Origin of the sequence: Sphingomonas sanxanigenens DSM 19645 = NX02, from assembly GCF_000512205.2 — a bacterium.
In the GTDB taxonomy this organism is placed as follows: Bacteria; Pseudomonadota; Alphaproteobacteria; order Sphingomonadales; family Sphingomonadaceae; genus Sphingomonas_D; species Sphingomonas_D sanxanigenens.
Genome location: NZ_CP006644.1, coordinates 175,521 through 190,260 on the forward strand (window position 1 = coordinate 175,521; position 14,740 = coordinate 190,260).

A 14,740-nucleotide genomic window follows, 5' to 3' on the forward strand; every position below is an offset into this window, starting at 1 on the left:
CGGCGGCCGATCGGCCGCCGTTCCAATGCCTATCCGATCCGAGCGCGGAGCGCCGCGATCAGAGCACCCAGTCTGTCGTCAGCGTCCGCACATCGCCGGTGAAGAGGATCAGCATGTCGGCCACGCCATCGCCGTTGGTGTCGCCGCGCAGCAGCGTCGTGTCGCTGTTGGGATTGTATTGCAGGAACAGCTCGCCCGCGGTCCGCGTGAAGGCGGAAACGATGCTGAACGCCTGGTTGCCGTGCGCCACGCTGTCGGCATCGACAGCCGAAAGGTCGAGCACGTCGCCCTTCGCGAAATCGGTGATCCGGTCCGCCGCGTCGGCGGTGCTTTCCGCGGTGCTCGTATAGACGAAGCGGTCGAAGCCGGTGCCGCCGGTCAGCCGATCGGCACCCAGCCCGCCGCTCAGCCGGTCCTGCCCGGCGCCGCCGCCGAGCACATCGGTGCCGCCGCCGCCGATCAGCGTATCGTTGCCATTGCCGCCATCGAGCGTGTCGGCTGCGGATCCGCCGTCGAGCAGGTCGTTGCCCAGTCCGCCCGACAGATGGTTGGCCTGCGAATTGCCGGTGATCACGTCGTCGAAGGCGGTGCCGATAACATTCTCTATGGAAATCAGCGTGTCGCTGCCCGAACTGGCGGTGCTCTGCGGCCCCGTCTTGAGCAGGTCGACGATCACCCGGTCACGCGCACCGTCATAGCTGGCGGTATCGGATCCGGCGCCGCCGTTGAGAATGTCGTTGCCCAGCCCGCCGTTGAGCAGGTCGTTGCCGGCGTTGCCCGTCAGCGTGTTGGCGCGGTTGTCGCCGACAAGGGCGTCGTCGAACGCCGAACCGGTCAGGTTCTCGATACCGATCAGCCGGTCGGCACCGACGCCGGTGGTCTGCGCGCCGGCGATGAGCAGGCTGACCTTCACGCCCAGCGCGGCATCGGCGTAGGACGCGGTGTCGATCCCTGCGCCGCCGTCGAGCACGTCGTTGCCCAGACCGCCGTTGAGCGTGTCGTCGCCGAGCCCGCCGACCAGCGTGTTGGACAACGCATTGCCGGTGAGCATGTCGTCATGGGCCGAGCCGGTCACATTCTCGATGCCGATCAGCCGGTCGCGGCCCGCGCCGCCGGTTTGCTGGAAGCTCACGAGAAGGTTGACCGCAACGGCACTGCCGGCATCGGCATAGCTCGCGGTGTCGATGCCGACGCCGCCATCGAGCACATCGTCGCCCAGCCCGCCGATGAGCACGTCGTTGCCCACCGAGCCCGTGAGGCTGTTCGCGCCGGCGTCTCCGATCAGCGTATCGGCAAAGCTCGATCCGATCAGATTCTCGATCGAGACGAACTGGTCGTTGCCTGCACCGCCGGTGCTCCCCGTCGCGACGTTGGCGAACACCCCGGCGCCGGCGCCGGCGAACGACGCGGTGTCGATGCCCGCGCCGCCATTCAGCAGGTCGTTGCCGCCGCCCCCGTTGAGGACGTCGTCGCCATCGCCGCCGGCGAGTTCGTTGCGGCCGGCGTCACCGGTCAGCGTGTCCGCGAAGCGCGAGCCGATCAGATTCTCGATCGCCGTCAGCCGGTCGCGGCCGGCGCCGCCCGAAACATTGGTGCCGGATATCGCGAGGTTGATGCGAACGGCCGACGCGGCCGTCTGGTAGGAGGCCGTGTCGATGCCGGCGCCACCGTCGAGCCGGTCGTCTCCCGCCCCGCCGATCAGCAGGTCGTCACCCCGCCCGCCGGAAAGCGCGTCCGCGCCGCCGGCACCGTCCAGCCGGTCGTCGCCATCCAGCCCCTGTGCCGTGTCTGCGCGAACCCCGCCGGTGAACACGTCGTTCCCGGCACCGCCAACATAATCGACCAAAGCTATCCCCCTTCGAAATTCCCGGCGCGCGCTATCATGAGGCCGGTCCGTGAGACAGCAAAATTTGCTCCGGAATCGAGTGATTTGCGGAAGATCGCGGCTCCGGCCGGGCAATGGTTGCGATCATGCAGACTTCCCCAAACCCACATAATGGGTTTACGGCGGCCAGGACTCAGCCAGCCAGCGGGGACCGCATGACCGTCATCATCAAGGAAGCCGACCTCGTCGAGAGCGTCGCGGATGCGCTTCAATATATCAGCTACTATCATCCGATGGATTATATCCGCGCGCTCGGCGCGGCCTATGAGGCGGAGCAGGGCCCGGCCGCCAAGGACGCGATCGCGCAGATCCTGACCAACAGCCGCATGTGCGCCGAGGGGCATCGCCCGATCTGCCAGGATACCGGCATCGTCACCGTGTTCGTCAAATGGGGCCAGCAGTGCATGCTGGACAGCGAGAAATCGCTGCAGGAGGTCGTCGACGAGGGCGTGCGCCGCGCCTATCTCCACCCGGAGAACCGCCTGCGCGCCTCGATCCTGAGGGATCCCGCGTTCAGCCGCGTCAACACGAAGGACAACACGCCTTGCGTGCTCAACGTCGAGATGGTGCCGGGCCATCATGTCGAGGTGCAGGTCGCGGCCAAGGGCGGCGGCTCGGAGAACAAGTCGAAGTTCGCGATGCTCAACCCCAGCGAGTCGATCGTCGACTGGGTGCTTGAGATGGTCCCGAAGATGGGTGCCGGCTGGTGCCCGCCGGGCATGCTCGGGATCGGCATCGGCGGCACCGCCGAAAAGGCGATGACGCTCGCCAAGGAATCGCTGATGGGCGATATCGACATGGCGCAGCTCAAGCAGCGCGGGCCGCAGACCGATATCGAGCGGCTGCGCATCGAGATCTTCGACAAGGTCAACGCGCTGGGCATCGGCGCGCAGGGGCTGGGCGGCCTCGCCACCATCCTCGACGTCAAGATCATGGACTATCCGACGCACGCCGCGTCCAAGCCGATTGCGATGATCCCGAACTGCGCCGCCACCCGCCACGCGCATTTCCATCTCGACGGCTCGGGGCCTGCCTATCTGGAGCCGCCGAGCCTCGACGAATGGCCGAAGGTGGAATGGACGCCCTCCAAGGAATCGATCCGCGTCGATCTCGACACGCTGACCCCGGACGTCGTCGCCACCTGGAAGCCGGGGGACCGGCTGCTGCTCAACGGCAAGATGCTCACCGGGCGCGACGCCGCGCACAAGCGCATCCAGGACATGCTGGCGAAGGGCGAGGAACTGCCCGTCGATTTCAAGGGGCGGGTGATCTATTATGTCGGCCCGGTCGATCCGGTGCGCGACGAGGTGGTCGGCCCCGCCGGCCCCACCACCGCCACCCGCATGGACAAGTTCACCGGCATGATGCTCGAGCAGACCGGGCTGATCGCAATGGTCGGCAAGGCGGAGCGCGGCCCGGCCGCGATCGAGGCGATCCGCGAGCACAAGGCCGCCTATCTGATGGCGGTCGGCGGCGCCGCCTATCTCGTCGCGCGCGCGATCAAGGGCGCCAAGGTCGTCGGCTTCGCGGATCTCGGCATGGAGGCGATCTACGAGTTCGACGTGAAGGACATGCCGGTGACCGTCGCGGTCGATGCCACCGGCGAGAGTGTGCACCATACGGCACCGCTGGTGTGGCGCGAGAAGATCAGGCGCGAGCGGCTGCTCGAAGGCGTTTGAGCGATACGGGTGTTGGGGGGCGTCGTCGGCGCGATCGCCCCCCGTTGTGCGTTGGGTGCGCGCATGAGAAAAAACCCAATAATATCAATGAAAGCAGCGCTGAAACCGGCCGGTAGTTCACCCTATCCCGATGGCTATCTGGTCCCCGAAAATCGGGAAGAATCAGCGCCTTTTACGGCGAATTCCGTTACGGAAATTGGCTATATGGCCCCCAGCCGGCAAAAGCCCGGTCGCCGGGCACATCTCGACGGCCATTTCGCGCGACGGAAGCATCCGCTGCGAGCCAGCGATTACTGCATCCGGGACGATTAACTGGCCGGCTTCGGCATGCGCGTTCGACCATCCGGTCACTATTTCTGGTTCGTCGTCTTGCTCATCGTGGCTCCGCTCTCTCAGGAGTTGGAGCCTCCGGCAAACCCTGCGCGGTTCGACTCGTCTCCATCGGCAGCTTTAACCGGCGATCGAGCTGAACGCTGCCGGCTCGACATCGTCACTGCCATCAAGTATGTAGTTACCTAACTACAGCGGAGTGCGCCATGACTTCCGAGACCTTCACCAGCCGCGACTTCAACCGCGAACCCAGCCGGATAAAGCGCGCCGCAAAGCGCGCGCCCGTCATCATCACCGAACGGAACCGGCCCGATATCGTCGTGATGTCCTACGAACGATACACCGCGCTGACGGCGGATGCGGGCTCTTTCCTTGAGCGCATCGCCATGCCGGGCCTCTCCAACCTCGACCTCGACACGAATCTGCCCACGGGCAGCCCGCGAGCAGCGGTCTTCGACTGATGTATCTGATCGATACCAATGTCGTGTCCGAACTCCGCAAGGTCGCGGACGGTCGCGCCAACCCCGCGGTGACCGGCTGGTTTGGCACGGTGCATGACACCGACCTCTTCCTCTCCGTCGTCTCGATCATGGAGATCGAGCTCGGTATCGCACGTCTCGATCGGCGCGATCCTCTGCAGGCGGCAATGCTGCGGCGCTGGCTGCGCCAGCATGTGGAGCCCGCCTTCGCCGATGGCATCCTGCCGATCAGCGCCGAGATCGCGTCGCGCTGCGCGCTTCTCCATGTGCCCGATCCGCGGCCCGAGCGCGATGCCTGGATCGCCGCCACCGCGCTCGTTCATGATTTGACGATCGTGACGCGCAATGTCGCCGACTTCGCCAATAGCGGTGCCACGATCATCAATCCGTGGGATCATGTGTCCTGACGCTGCAACCAGTTTTGCCGGGATATCTGCAATGTACCGCGGTATTCGCACGGTTCGCGCACGATCTGCGAAGACGCGGAACAAATGCTGTCTATTGACAGCACACCCTATGGTGCATGGCTGTGTGCCCCTCAGGGCTGCAGTCGCTCCGCGCGCCATCTGGCGGCATCTTCATCGTTCCACAGCGAGGCATAGATCGGATCGTCGATCTCGATCCCGGCCCAGGTCGGATTGGCGTTGGCCAGCGCAGCCAGTGCCTGAAGCGCAGTGCCATTCTCGCCCAACATCATCGCCAGCCGAGCGGCACGGCGCCATACCCGATCCCAACCGGCACCCAGACGGACCGCCTCGGCAAGATGCCTGCGTGCGGCGCCGGGCTGGCGGTTGCGCGCAGCGCGTTCCGCTCGGGCGATCGCGTCATTGGCTTGATGCATGCCCAGCAATCGGCGAAGCGCGGCCACCGGCCGGTCGTCGGCGTCGACGCGCAGGTCGATGTCCTGGAACCCGCCCTCGGGCGTTCGCACGAGCAGCGCCGCGGACAATCGGCCGGTGCTTTGCCCGCCAGCGGCATCGCCGGCTTCGAGCGCCGCCATCAGCCTTTCGCCGAGTGTGCCCCTGGCCCCGAGATAGGCGTCACGCATCGCCGCCAGCACCGGGGCGCCGGCCAGGCCATTGCCCTGAATGCTGTATCCTGGACCGGTGAGCGCGCCAGCCCATGGCGACGCCGCGGCCTGCGCGCCGGTGAAGGCGCCGCCGTCGCCCGAAGCGCCGATGATGCCGATCTGGCGATATGTCTTGTCCTGCCCTTCGAAACCATCATCGGTTCGCAGCAGTTCGTCGAGCGCTGCTTCGGCGCTCGCTCCGCCTGCCAGAAGCGAGAGCCCCTTCGGGCCATGCGACGGGTTGGTCTCGAACTGGGAGGCGACCGCGCCCACTTTCGCCCGGGCGTAGATGACGGTCGCACCCACCGCGAGATTGTTGGTGGCGACGGCCGCACCGCACGTGCCGTCAGCATCGCAGGCCAGGATCGAATAGGTCGCCGATGCGGGCGCGGCTGCGCCGACGGCGAATGCAACGATCACCGCTTTCCAGAACCGTCTCATGATCGCCCGTCGCCCCGCCTTGCCGCCCCCTATGAAGGGTAGACGTTGCCGATTTATCCGCAACGCACCAGACCGTCTGGTGCACCGAGCGCGGGGCAGGCATCCCAACCAGGTGTATTTGGCAAGCAATACACCTGTGCTATGGGCCGATGAGGATTCATCGGGGGGCACCATGCGGCGCGGACTCTTTCGACCGGCGATCATCGCCTTCACGCTCGCCGCCATGATCGCGGGATCGGGCGCCGCGCGCGCCGCGGAGGGCGCGTATCATCCCGCCTTCCAGCCCGGCCGGCACAAGGCCGCCGCCACCGCCCGGCCCAACGCGGTGCTGGTGCTGGGCACCCCGCATCTGTCGGGCTTGCCGGACAGCTTCCGCGCCGAGGCGCTGGCGCCGTTGCTCGATCGGCTCGCGGCATGGCGGCCGACGGCGATCGCCATCGAGAATCTGTCCGGGCTCCAGTGTGACAGCCTGCGCCGCTCTCCGTCGCGCTATGCGGCGACGGTGAAGGATTATTGCCCCGATACGAGCGCTGCGGGCGAGGCGACCGGGCTCGATGTGCCCGCGGCCAATGCGGCGGCGGAGCGGATGCTGGCGGACTGGCCCGCCGCACCCCTGCCCGCGCAGCGGCGGCGGCTGGCGGCGCTGTTTCTCGCCGCGGGGGAGCCGGCGTCGGCGCTGGTGCAATGGTTGCGCCTGCCGCCGGCGGAGCGGAAGGAGGGTGAGGGGATCGACGCGGCGCTGCGTGCCCGGCTCGACACGCTCGAGCATCGGCGCAACGAGAGCTTTCTCGTCGCCGCCGCGCTCGCCGCGCGGCTCGGGCTCGAGCGGGTGTGGAGCGTCGACGATCACAGCGCCGACCAGCCCGATCCCGCCGACCCCAAGGCCTATGAGGCGGCGATCATGGCGGCGTGGAACAATCCGGCCGCGGCGGCGCGGAGGGCGGAGGACCAGCGGCTGGAGGCGGGGGCCGCGCAGCCGGGCGGGCTGATGGCGCTCTATCGCGCCCATAACGATCCGGCCGCCGCCGAAATGGCCTATCGATCCGATTTCGGCGCGGCGCTCGCCGAGCCCTCGCCGCAGGGTTTCGGCCGCGCCTATGTCGGCTGGTGGGAAACGCGCAACCTGCGCATGGTCGCCAACATCCGCGAGGTGCTGGCCCAGCGCCCGGGCACCCGCCTGCTCGCCATCGTCGGCGCGTCGCACAAGGGCTATTACGAGGCCTATCTCGACCAGATGCACGACGTGGCGCTGGTCGACGCCGCGGCGGTGCTGCGCTGAGGCGGCTCAACTGTCCAGCGCGAGGCCGAGCTGCCCGAGGTTCACGCTGAACGGCTGCTGCTTGTGGCCGAAGATTGCCGGCCAGCCGCTGAACTGCACATCGTCGTCGAAGCTGGGGATGAGCTGGTAGAAATTGCTCACCTTGTGGCCGATGCCGATCGCGAAATGATCGTGATAGACGTGCGGCGGCATCAGCTCGACGAAGGTACGGGTGCGGGCCTTGAGCGCGAGATAGGCGATCGCCGCGCCGTGGATCGCCACCACCTCGTCCGCGCCCTGCATCAGCGCGATCTGCTCGGCGATCGGGTGATCCTCCAGATAGACAATGCGGAAGCCGCGATCCTCGAGGAAGGCGTCGAGTTCGCCGGCATTGACCGGTGACCGCGGGCCGCGGCGCGAGACGAAGATCTTCGCGGGGCCCGCCCGCTCCTCGATATAATCGCCATAGACCTCGCCGGTATAGGAATAGACCGGCGCGTCGAAGCTGCCCGTGATCTCATATTGCGAAAGCCCGCGCGAGAGGCGGAAGCTGAGCTGCCGGCCGCGCACCGGGCGATAGGTGCTCACGGGTTCGATGCCGAAATGCTCCAGCAGTTCGCGGAAGCGCGGTGCCAGCGGGCGGAAGATGAAGCGGGCATCGGGCACCGCCGCCTTCACGCACAGGCACAGCGGAACGATGTCCATCAGCAGGTGCGAGACGTTGTTCGGTTCCTTGTAGCGCGTGTCGAAGAAATAGCCGGCCTCGATCGGCCGGCCCCACTGGCTGATCGACCTTTTGGCGAGCGTCCGGGGCCCCAATGCGCCGAAATCCTCCGTCCGCTTCGAACAGGCGGCGCCGGAAAGGAGGGTGATGTCGTTGAAGTCCATCGGCCGGCCGACGTCGAGCTGCCTGTGCTCCTCGCCGACCAGGAGATGCACCGGCACCACGCCGCGCGGCGGCACCGCACGGACGAGATGCTTGGTGTAGATGGAATTGGAGACGGCCATATCCCTGCACGCTGCTAAGTTCGGGCACCCCGATCACTACGCGATGGGGGTGTGGCAACAATTCCGGATGCCGCCCTCAGGGTTTTCGGGGGGCAGAATCGCCGTTCCGGCCTTGTTTCGATATGATAAATCGTTTGAATGGCGTCTCCGGGAGAGGAGATGCTGATGTTCAGGCCGATGGCGGCGCTTGCCGCGCTGGCGATGCTGGGTGGGCCGACCCATGGCGCCCAAGCGCAGACCGAGGCGCAGGCGGAGCCGGCGCGCCCGGTGACGATCGATGTCGATGCGGGCACGACGGTGGGCAGCCTGCCGCCGGTCTGGCGCTTCTTCGGCGCCGACGAGCCCAATTATGCGACGATGAAGGACGGCCGCAAACTGCTGTCCGAACTCGGCAAGCTCAAATCCGGCCAGGTCTATTTCCGCGCGCACAACCTGCTGAGCAGCGGCGACGGCACGCCTGCGTTCAAATGGGGCAGCACCAACGCCTATACCGAGACCGAGGACGGCAAGCCGGTCTATGACTGGACGATCGTCGACGGCATCATCGACACCTATCTCGCGCGCGGCGTGCGCCCTTACCTGCAGATCGGCTTCACGCCCGAGGCGATGTCGTCCGCCTCCGCGGGCACGCCCTACCAGCATCTCTGGCGGCCGGGCTTCGATTATGGGCTGGTCGCCACCGGCTGGGCCTATCCGCCCAGGGATTATGAGAAGTGGGGCGAACTGGTCTATCAATGGACCCGCCACAATGTGGAGCGCTATGGCGCCGAAGAGGTCGCCACCTGGTATTTCGAGGTGTGGAACGAAGCCAACTCGCCCTATTACTGGAAGGGCAGCCCCGAGGATTTCTACAAGCTGCACGACCATGCGATCGCCGGCGTGCGCCGTGCGCTGCCCAACGCGCGGGTCGGCGGCGCGGATACCGCGGGGCCCGGCGGCAGCTTCATGGACGGTTTCCTCAAGCATGTGTCGTCGGGCCGCAACCATGCGACCGGGGAGACCGGTACGCCCACCGACTTCCTGTCCTTCCACGCCAAGGGCAGGCCGACCTTCGTCGACGGCCATGTCCGCATGGGGCTCGCCACCCATCTGCGCGGCACCGATGAGGGCTTCACCAAGATGCTCTCGGTGCCGTCGCTCGCGACCAAGCCGGTGGTGATCGGAGAGAGCGATCCGGAAGGCTGCGCCGCCTGCCCGGGGCCGCAGAACGCCTATCGCAACGGCACCATGTATTCGAGCTACACCGCCGCGAGCTTCGCGCGGATCTGGGAACTGGCGGCGAAGCGCAAGGTCAACCTGGAAGGGGTGCTGTCATGGTCGTTCGAGTTCGAGGACCAGCCCTGGTTCGCCGGCTATCGCCAGCTCTCCACCAACGGCGTCGACCTGCCGGTGCTCAACGTGTTCCGGATGTTCGCGCAACTGGGTGAGACCAGGCTTAAGGCGGCGAGCGACGCGCAGGTGCCGCTGGAATCGGTGATGAAGGACGGCGTGCTCGGCGCCGCGGACATCGGCACGATCGCGACGCGCACGGCGGACGGCAAGGTCGCCCTGCTCGTCTGGCATTATCATGACGACGATGTCGCGGGCCCCGACGCGGCGGTGACGATCGCGCTCAGGGGATTGAAGGCAGCACCCGCCACCGCGCAGCTTTGGCGGGTCGATCGCGACCATGGCAACGCCTTCGCCGCATGGCAGAAGATGGGGTCGCCGCAATCGCCCGACGAGAAGCAATATGGGCAGCTGGAGGCGGCGTCGCGGATGCAGGCGGAGGCGCTGACGGTGAAGAAGGCCGCACGCGGGGCGGCGACGCTGGAGATGCGGCTGCCGCGCCAGGGCGTGGCGCTGGTGGTGCTGGACGCGAAGTAGGCGACTGCCTTCGTGTGACTCTTCCCTCGACTGCGCTCGGGACGAACGGAGAGGTCAAACGTGCTTCTGCAAACTCCGTTCGTCCCGAGCGAAGTCGAGGGACGAGTCGCGTGACGGGCGCTTGTGACGGGCGCCCGCAACGCTTCCCGGGGCCTTACCCGATCAGCCCCGAAGCCAGCAGCAACAGCATCTTCACGTCGATCACCAGCCCCTCGGCGCGCTTCTGCGCCACGAAGTCGGCGATGCCGTCCAGCGGCACGCGGTGGACGGTGATGTTCTCGCCTTCCACGCCGCCGCCGTCGCCCACCTTCTCCAGATCATGCGCGATCACGAGGGTGAAGGTCTCGGAGACCATGCCGGGGGACGAGGCGAAGTGGCCGGCATGTTCCAGCCGGCCGGCGCGGTAGCCGGTCTCTTCCTCCAGCTCGCGGCCCGCGGCGATCTCTACCGCTTCGCCGCTGGTCTCGTCGCCGACGAGGCCGGCGGGGAGTTCGAGGCAATAGGCGCCGATCGGCACGCGATACTGCTCGACCAGCAGCACATGCCGTTCATCGTCGATCGCGACGATCACCGCCGCCTCGATGCCGCGCGCGCGGCCGACATATTCCCAGCGTCCGCGGCGCTTGGCGGTGATGAACCGCCCGGCCCACATGATCTCCTCGGGGGTGGCGTCGCGTTCTTCGGGCGTCATAGCTCAATCAGCCGGTCGGGAAGTTCGTTCACATCATCCTCGCTCTTGGGGAAATGCCGGGCCAGCACCATGCCGACCTGCGCCACCGCCGCCGCCATGCCCTCGCCGGGGCGGCCGGCGCGAACATGGTCGATCATTGCCGCCATCGCGTCGCCCCAGCATTCGGAGGTCACCTTGGCGGCGATCGCGCTGTCGGCGACGATCTCGGCGCGATGCTCGGCGATCGACAGGTAGATCACGATGCCGACGCGCCCGCGCGTGCGATATTCCGCGCCGACCTTGAACAACTGGATCGCGCGCGCCCGCACCCGCCGGTTCCGCACGCCGCGCGGCGTCAGCGCCAGCCGCAGCGGCCGCCAGGCGAGCAGCAGCCACGCCGCGGCCGCCTTGATCGCAACCACGCCGAGCAGCACCGGCAGCAACTCGCCCGGCGCGATCGCTTCCTTCCAACCGCCGCCGGTCCAGTGGAACAGCCAGGTGACATGCCCCGGCAGCAGCGCCGCCAGCGCCAGCACCGCAAGGACGACGCCGAGCACCCAGCAGAGCGCGACGTCGCGGTAATCGTCCGACCGGTCGGCGACGATCGTCACGATCTCGCCATCGGTGCCGCGCTCCGCCGCCGCCACCGCCTCGGTGACCAGCCGATGGTCGGCCTCGCTCAGCGTCTTGAAGCCCGTCGCCATCACCAGCTCCCCGATGCGCCGCCGCCACCGAACGACCCGCCGCCGCCCGAAAAGCCGCCGCCACCGCCCCAACTCGATCCGCCGCCGCTCCACGAGGAGCCCGATCCCCAGCTGTCGCCGCCGCCCCAGATGATCACCGGGGCGCCGCCGCCGCGATAGCTGCGGCCGCCGCGCGCGCGGGAAAGGATGAAGATGATCGCGAAGAACAGGACCACCAGCACCACCACCCCCAGCCAGTTGGGCGCCTCATCCTCCTTGGCCTGTTCGGCGAGGATGCGCTTGGCGCGGGCCTCGGCCTGCGGGGCGGGGAGGCGGAGCTGCGCCAGCACCGCATCGGCGCCGGCGCGGATCCCGCCTGGCATGTCGCCCGCGCGAAAGCGCGGCAGGATCTGCTTCTCGACGATCAGCCCGGTCAGCCCGTTGGTCAGGATCGGGGTGAGGCCATAGCCGACCTCAATGCGGACGGCGCGATCGTTGGGCGCGACCAGCAGGATCACGCCGTCGTTGATCTCCTTGCGGCCGATCGCCCATTCGCGGCCCAGCCGATAGCCATAATCCTCGATCGGCCGGCCCTCGAGGCTCGGCACGGTGGCGATCACGAACTGCTGGCCGTTCAGCTTCTCCAGCGCGTCGAGATCGGCGGTGAGCTGCGCTTCCTCGGCCGGCGGGATGATGTTGGCGGCGTCGACCACCCGGCCGGTCAGCTTGGGAAAGGTCTGCGCGGCCGCCGGGGTGGCGATCAGTGTGGCGAGCAACGCCAGCAGGACGCCAAGCAGGCGCATTCGCTACTTCGCGATGCCGCCGAAATCGACGGTCGGCGCCTTGTCGCTGCCGGGGGCGGCCTTGAACGGCGTCATCGGCTTGGAGCCGTAGACGATGTTGGCGCCGATCACCGCGGGGAAGGTGCGGATTTCCGTGTTATAGGCCTGCACCGCACCATTATAGTCGCGGCGGGCGACGTTGATCTGGTTCTCGGTGCCCGCGAGCTCCTTCTGGAGCGCGATGAAATTGTCGTTGGTCTTGAGGTTCGGATAATTCTCGGTGACGACCAGCAGCCGGCCGAGCGCGCCGCTGAGCTGGTTCTGCGCCGCCTCGAACGCCTCGACCTTCGCCGGATCGGTGAGATCGTCGGCGTTGAGCTGGACGGAGGTGGCCTTCGCGCGCGCCTCGGTCACCTCGCGCAGGGTCGTGCGCTCCTGGATGGCAGCGGCTTCCACCGTCTTGACCAGATTGGGGATCAGGTCGGCGCGGCGCTGATATTCGGCCTCCACATCGGCCCAGCGCGCCTTGGCGTTTTCCTCGGCCGTGGGGATGGAGTTGATCCCGCAGCTCGACAACGACAGGATCAGCGCCGGCGCGGCAAGCGCTGCGGCCAGGCGGCGGGCGAACGGCATTGGAAAACTCCCTCGATCGTCTCGTGCCTGCCGCGTACCGCACCGCCGCCCGCGCCGCAATGAGGGGTTCCATCCATCGTGCGATCCGTCCACATGGGGGTGGGGCGGCAGGAACGATCAGTCAGGGGACAGTTCATGCTTAACGAGTTCAAGGCCTTCATCGCGCGCGGCAATGTGCTCGACCTTGCGGTCGCGGTGATCATCGGTGCCGCGTTCGGGAAGATCGTCACCTCGTTGACCGAGGATGTCATCATGCCGGTGATCGGCTGGATCTTCGGCGGCTTCGATTTCTCGGGCTATTTCGTGCGGCTGGGGGATATACCGGCGGACTTCAAGGGATCGGCGACCAGCTATGCGGACCTCAAGGCCGCGAGCGTGCCGATGTTCGGCTATGGCCAGTTCATCACTGTGGCGGTGAACTTCGTCATTCTCGCCTTCATCATCTTCCTGCTGGTGCGCTTGGCCAACAAGCTGATCGAAAAGCCGGCGCCGGCGCCGGCGCCGAAGGGGCCGAGCGAGGTGGATATCCTCAAGGAGATCCGCGACGAGCTGAAGAAGCAGTCGGAAGGCAAGCTTGGGTGAAGTGGGGGAAAGCCCCTCTCCCCTTGGGGAGCTGGGGCATTCCCACATCTGGCTGAGAACCAAATGGTCCTCCCCGGGCTTTGCTCGGGGAGGACATGAACCGATCGCTCGCCTTCCGATATGTGCATGCGATAGCCGAGGGGAGAGGGCGTGACGCTCCTACAAATCCACCCATTCCGGCCCGCCGGGCCAGATCACATCCTCCACCTTGTCGCCGATCAGGGTGACGCCGCCCAGCAGCATCAGGACGATCGAGAGATCCAGCAGCAGCACGCCGGCGAACGCGACATAGGGATGGAACGGCCCGACCCGGTCGAACCCGTCGGAAAGCGGCGCGCGGCGGCGCTGCATCAATAGGCCCGGGCGACCGCGAACTCGACCGCCTCGACCATCGCGGCCTTGGCGGCGCTGGCGTGGAACCCGCCGATCGCGTCGATCGCGCGCTGGCCGTAGAGGCGGGCGCGGGCCATGGTGTCGGCGATCGCGCCGCTGTCGCGCAGCAGCTGCGTCGCGTGGGCGAGATCCTCGTCGCTCACCCGGTGGCCGGCGATCGCCTCGCGCCAGAACGCCTTCTCGCTTTCGGACCCGCGCGCATAGGCGAGGATCACCGGCAGGGTCACCTTGCCGTCGCGGAAATCGTCGCCGGCATCCTTGCCCATCGTCGCGCCGTCGGAGGCATAGTCGATCGCATCGTCGACGAGCTGGAAGGCGATGCCCAGGTTGCGGCCGTAGGAATCGAGCGCCAGTTCGGCCGTCTCGTCACGCTCGGCCACCACCGCGGCGATGCGGCAGGCGGCGGCGAACAGCGCGGCGGTCTTGGCGCCGATGATCTCCAGATAGCGATCCTCGCCCAGATCGATGCGGCGCTGCGCGGTGAGCTGGTTGACCTCGCCCTCGGCGATCACCGCGCTGGCGTTGGAGAGGATCCGCAGCACCTTGAGGCTGCCTTCCTCCACCATCAGCTCGAACGACCGGCTGAACAGGAAATCGCCCACCAGCACGCTCGCCGGGTTGCCCCAGATGATGTTGGCGGTGCGGCGGCCGCGGCGCATGCCGGAGCCGTCGACGACATCGTCGTGCAGCAACGTCGCGGTGTGGATGAACTCCACGGCGGCCGCCAGCTTGTGGTGGCGCGATCCGGTATAGTCGAGCAGCCGGGCGCTCGCCAAGGTCAGCATCGGGCGCATGCGTTTGCCGCCGCCGGCGATGAGGTGGCCGGCGAGTTCGGGGATCAGCGGGATCTCCGACTGCATCCGGGCCAGGATCACCTGGTTGACGGCGTTCATGTCACTCGCAACGAGGCCGAGCATCGCGTCGAGCGAGGGCGGCCGCGAGGGGTTCATACGATGTACTGTCGCGCTCATGCCCGCCCGCA

General features: G+C 67.3%; 15 protein-coding genes. 6 read left to right on the top strand and 9 right to left on the bottom strand.

Annotation, left to right across the window (positions count from 1 at the left end):
- Positions 1-58: 58 nt before the first annotated feature.
- Positions 59-1,846, bottom strand: a complete 1,788-nt coding sequence (locus tag NX02_RS00830) for a calcium-binding protein (RefSeq protein ID WP_025290321.1) — start codon at positions 1,844-1,846, stop codon at positions 59-61.
- A 194-nt stretch (positions 1,847-2,040) separates the two neighbouring features.
- Here NX02_RS00830 and NX02_RS00835 point away from each other — a divergent pair, with 194 nt between their 5' ends.
- The 3 genes from NX02_RS00835 (at position 2,041) to NX02_RS00845 (ending at position 4,780) form a co-directional block, all read left to right on the top strand.
- Positions 2,041-3,564 carry a fumarate hydratase gene (locus NX02_RS00835; RefSeq protein WP_025290322.1) on the top strand — a complete coding sequence of 508 codons (1,524 nt, stop codon included), beginning with the start codon at positions 2,041-2,043 and terminating at the stop codon, positions 3,562-3,564.
- Positions 3,565-4,100: 536 nt separating this feature from the next.
- Positions 4,101-4,355: a type II toxin-antitoxin system prevent-host-death family antitoxin gene (locus tag NX02_RS00840; protein ID WP_025290323.1), complete on the top strand. Its 255-nt coding sequence runs from the start codon at positions 4,101-4,103 to the stop codon at positions 4,353-4,355.
- The gene (locus NX02_RS00845; protein WP_025290324.1) at positions 4,355-4,780 is read left to right on the top strand and encodes a type II toxin-antitoxin system VapC family toxin; all 426 of its coding nucleotides are present in this window, start codon (positions 4,355-4,357) and stop codon (positions 4,778-4,780) included. The genes NX02_RS00840 and NX02_RS00845 overlap by 1 nt, the downstream gene beginning before the upstream one ends.
- A gap of 131 nt (positions 4,781-4,911) precedes the next feature.
- Here NX02_RS00845 and NX02_RS00850 read toward each other — a convergent pair whose 3' ends face one another.
- Positions 4,912-5,883, bottom strand: a complete 972-nt coding sequence (locus NX02_RS00850) for a DUF1028 domain-containing protein (protein WP_039996340.1) — start codon at positions 5,881-5,883, stop codon at positions 4,912-4,914.
- 172 nt (positions 5,884-6,055) lie between these two features.
- Between NX02_RS00850 and NX02_RS00855 the strand changes: the two genes are divergently transcribed.
- Entirely contained in the window at positions 6,056-7,162 is a 1,107-nt protein-coding gene (locus NX02_RS00855) for a DUF5694 domain-containing protein (RefSeq protein WP_025290326.1), read from the top strand.
- 6 nt (positions 7,163-7,168) lie between these two features.
- On the opposite strand, the gene NX02_RS00860 is transcribed toward NX02_RS00855, so the two are convergent.
- The gene (locus NX02_RS00860) at positions 7,169-8,149 is read right to left on the bottom strand and encodes a glycosyltransferase family 61 protein (protein WP_025290327.1); all 981 of its coding nucleotides are present in this window, start codon (positions 8,147-8,149) and stop codon (positions 7,169-7,171) included.
- Positions 8,150-8,314: 165 nt separating this feature from the next.
- On the opposite strand from NX02_RS00860, the gene NX02_RS00865 reads away from it, so the two are divergent.
- Positions 8,315-10,015 carry a GH39 family glycosyl hydrolase gene (locus tag NX02_RS00865; RefSeq protein WP_025290328.1) on the top strand — a complete coding sequence of 567 codons (1,701 nt, stop codon included), beginning with the start codon at positions 8,315-8,317 and terminating at the stop codon, positions 10,013-10,015.
- A 154-nt stretch (positions 10,016-10,169) separates the two neighbouring features.
- On the opposite strand, the gene NX02_RS00870 is transcribed toward NX02_RS00865, so the two are convergent.
- Genes NX02_RS00870 through NX02_RS00885 form a run of 4 tightly spaced genes read right to left on the bottom strand, consistent with a single transcriptional unit; the run spans position 10,170 to position 12,783 of the window.
- Positions 10,170-10,706 carry an NUDIX hydrolase gene (locus NX02_RS00870; protein ID WP_025290329.1) on the bottom strand — a complete coding sequence of 179 codons (537 nt, stop codon included), beginning with the start codon at positions 10,704-10,706 and terminating at the stop codon, positions 10,170-10,172.
- Positions 10,703-11,389 (bottom strand): TPM domain-containing protein, encoded by a 687-nt coding sequence (locus tag NX02_RS00875; RefSeq protein WP_025290330.1) that lies wholly within the window; start codon positions 11,387-11,389, stop codon positions 10,703-10,705. The genes NX02_RS00870 and NX02_RS00875 overlap by 4 nt, the downstream gene beginning before the upstream one ends.
- Positions 11,389-12,171 carry a TPM domain-containing protein gene (locus tag NX02_RS00880; protein ID WP_025290331.1) on the bottom strand — a complete coding sequence of 261 codons (783 nt, stop codon included), beginning with the start codon at positions 12,169-12,171 and terminating at the stop codon, positions 11,389-11,391. Before NX02_RS00880 ends, NX02_RS00875 begins: the two co-directional genes overlap by 1 nt.
- A 3-nt stretch (positions 12,172-12,174) precedes the next feature.
- Positions 12,175-12,783 carry a LemA family protein gene (locus tag NX02_RS00885; RefSeq protein ID WP_025290332.1) on the bottom strand — a complete coding sequence of 203 codons (609 nt, stop codon included), beginning with the start codon at positions 12,781-12,783 and terminating at the stop codon, positions 12,175-12,177.
- A 135-nt stretch (positions 12,784-12,918) separates the two neighbouring features.
- Between NX02_RS00885 and mscL the strand changes: the two genes are divergently transcribed.
- Positions 12,919-13,365, top strand: a complete 447-nt coding sequence (gene mscL, locus NX02_RS00890; RefSeq protein ID WP_025290333.1) for a large conductance mechanosensitive channel protein MscL — start codon at positions 12,919-12,921, stop codon at positions 13,363-13,365.
- A 159-nt stretch (positions 13,366-13,524) separates the two neighbouring features.
- On the opposite strand, the gene NX02_RS00895 is transcribed toward mscL, so the two are convergent.
- Together NX02_RS00895 and NX02_RS00900 are read right to left on the bottom strand one after the other, a co-directional pair.
- Entirely contained in the window at positions 13,525-13,716 is a 192-nt protein-coding gene (locus NX02_RS00895; protein ID WP_025290334.1) for a hypothetical protein, read from the bottom strand.
- Positions 13,716-14,729: a polyprenyl synthetase family protein gene (locus NX02_RS00900; protein ID WP_025290335.1), complete on the bottom strand. Its 1,014-nt coding sequence runs from the start codon at positions 14,727-14,729 to the stop codon at positions 13,716-13,718. Before NX02_RS00900 ends, NX02_RS00895 begins: the two co-directional genes overlap by 1 nt.
- Between the last annotated feature and the right edge of the window lie 11 nt (positions 14,730-14,740).

Coding starts and splice junctions, on each gene's coding strand:
- mscL (WP_025290333.1), top strand. CDS start 12,919: ATGCTTAACGAGTTCAAGGCCTTCATCGCGCGCGGCAATGTGCTCGAC.
- NX02_RS00865 (WP_025290328.1), top strand. CDS start 8,315: ATGTTCAGGCCGATGGCGGCGCTTGCCGCGCTGGCGATGCTGGGTGGG.
- NX02_RS00860 (WP_025290327.1), bottom strand. CDS start 8,149: ATGGCCGTCTCCAATTCCATCTACACCAAGCATCTCGTCCGTGCGGTG.
- NX02_RS00855 (WP_025290326.1), top strand. CDS start 6,056: ATGCGGCGCGGACTCTTTCGACCGGCGATCATCGCCTTCACGCTCGCC.
- NX02_RS00895 (WP_025290334.1), bottom strand. CDS start 13,716: ATGCAGCGCCGCCGCGCGCCGCTTTCCGACGGGTTCGACCGGGTCGGG.
- NX02_RS00850 (WP_039996340.1), bottom strand. CDS start 5,883: ATGAGACGGTTCTGGAAAGCGGTGATCGTTGCATTCGCCGTCGGCGCA.
- NX02_RS00840 (WP_025290323.1), top strand. CDS start 4,101: ATGACTTCCGAGACCTTCACCAGCCGCGACTTCAACCGCGAACCCAGC.
- NX02_RS00885 (WP_025290332.1), bottom strand. CDS start 12,783: ATGCCGTTCGCCCGCCGCCTGGCCGCAGCGCTTGCCGCGCCGGCGCTG.
- NX02_RS00835 (WP_025290322.1), top strand. CDS start 2,041: ATGACCGTCATCATCAAGGAAGCCGACCTCGTCGAGAGCGTCGCGGAT.
- NX02_RS00870 (WP_025290329.1), bottom strand. CDS start 10,706: ATGACGCCCGAAGAACGCGACGCCACCCCCGAGGAGATCATGTGGGCC.
- NX02_RS00880 (WP_025290331.1), bottom strand. CDS start 12,171: ATGCGCCTGCTTGGCGTCCTGCTGGCGTTGCTCGCCACACTGATCGCC.
- NX02_RS00875 (WP_025290330.1), bottom strand. CDS start 11,389: ATGGCGACGGGCTTCAAGACGCTGAGCGAGGCCGACCATCGGCTGGTC.
- NX02_RS00900 (WP_025290335.1), bottom strand. CDS start 14,729: ATGAGCGCGACAGTACATCGTATGAACCCCTCGCGGCCGCCCTCGCTC.
- NX02_RS00845 (WP_025290324.1), top strand. CDS start 4,355: ATGTATCTGATCGATACCAATGTCGTGTCCGAACTCCGCAAGGTCGCG.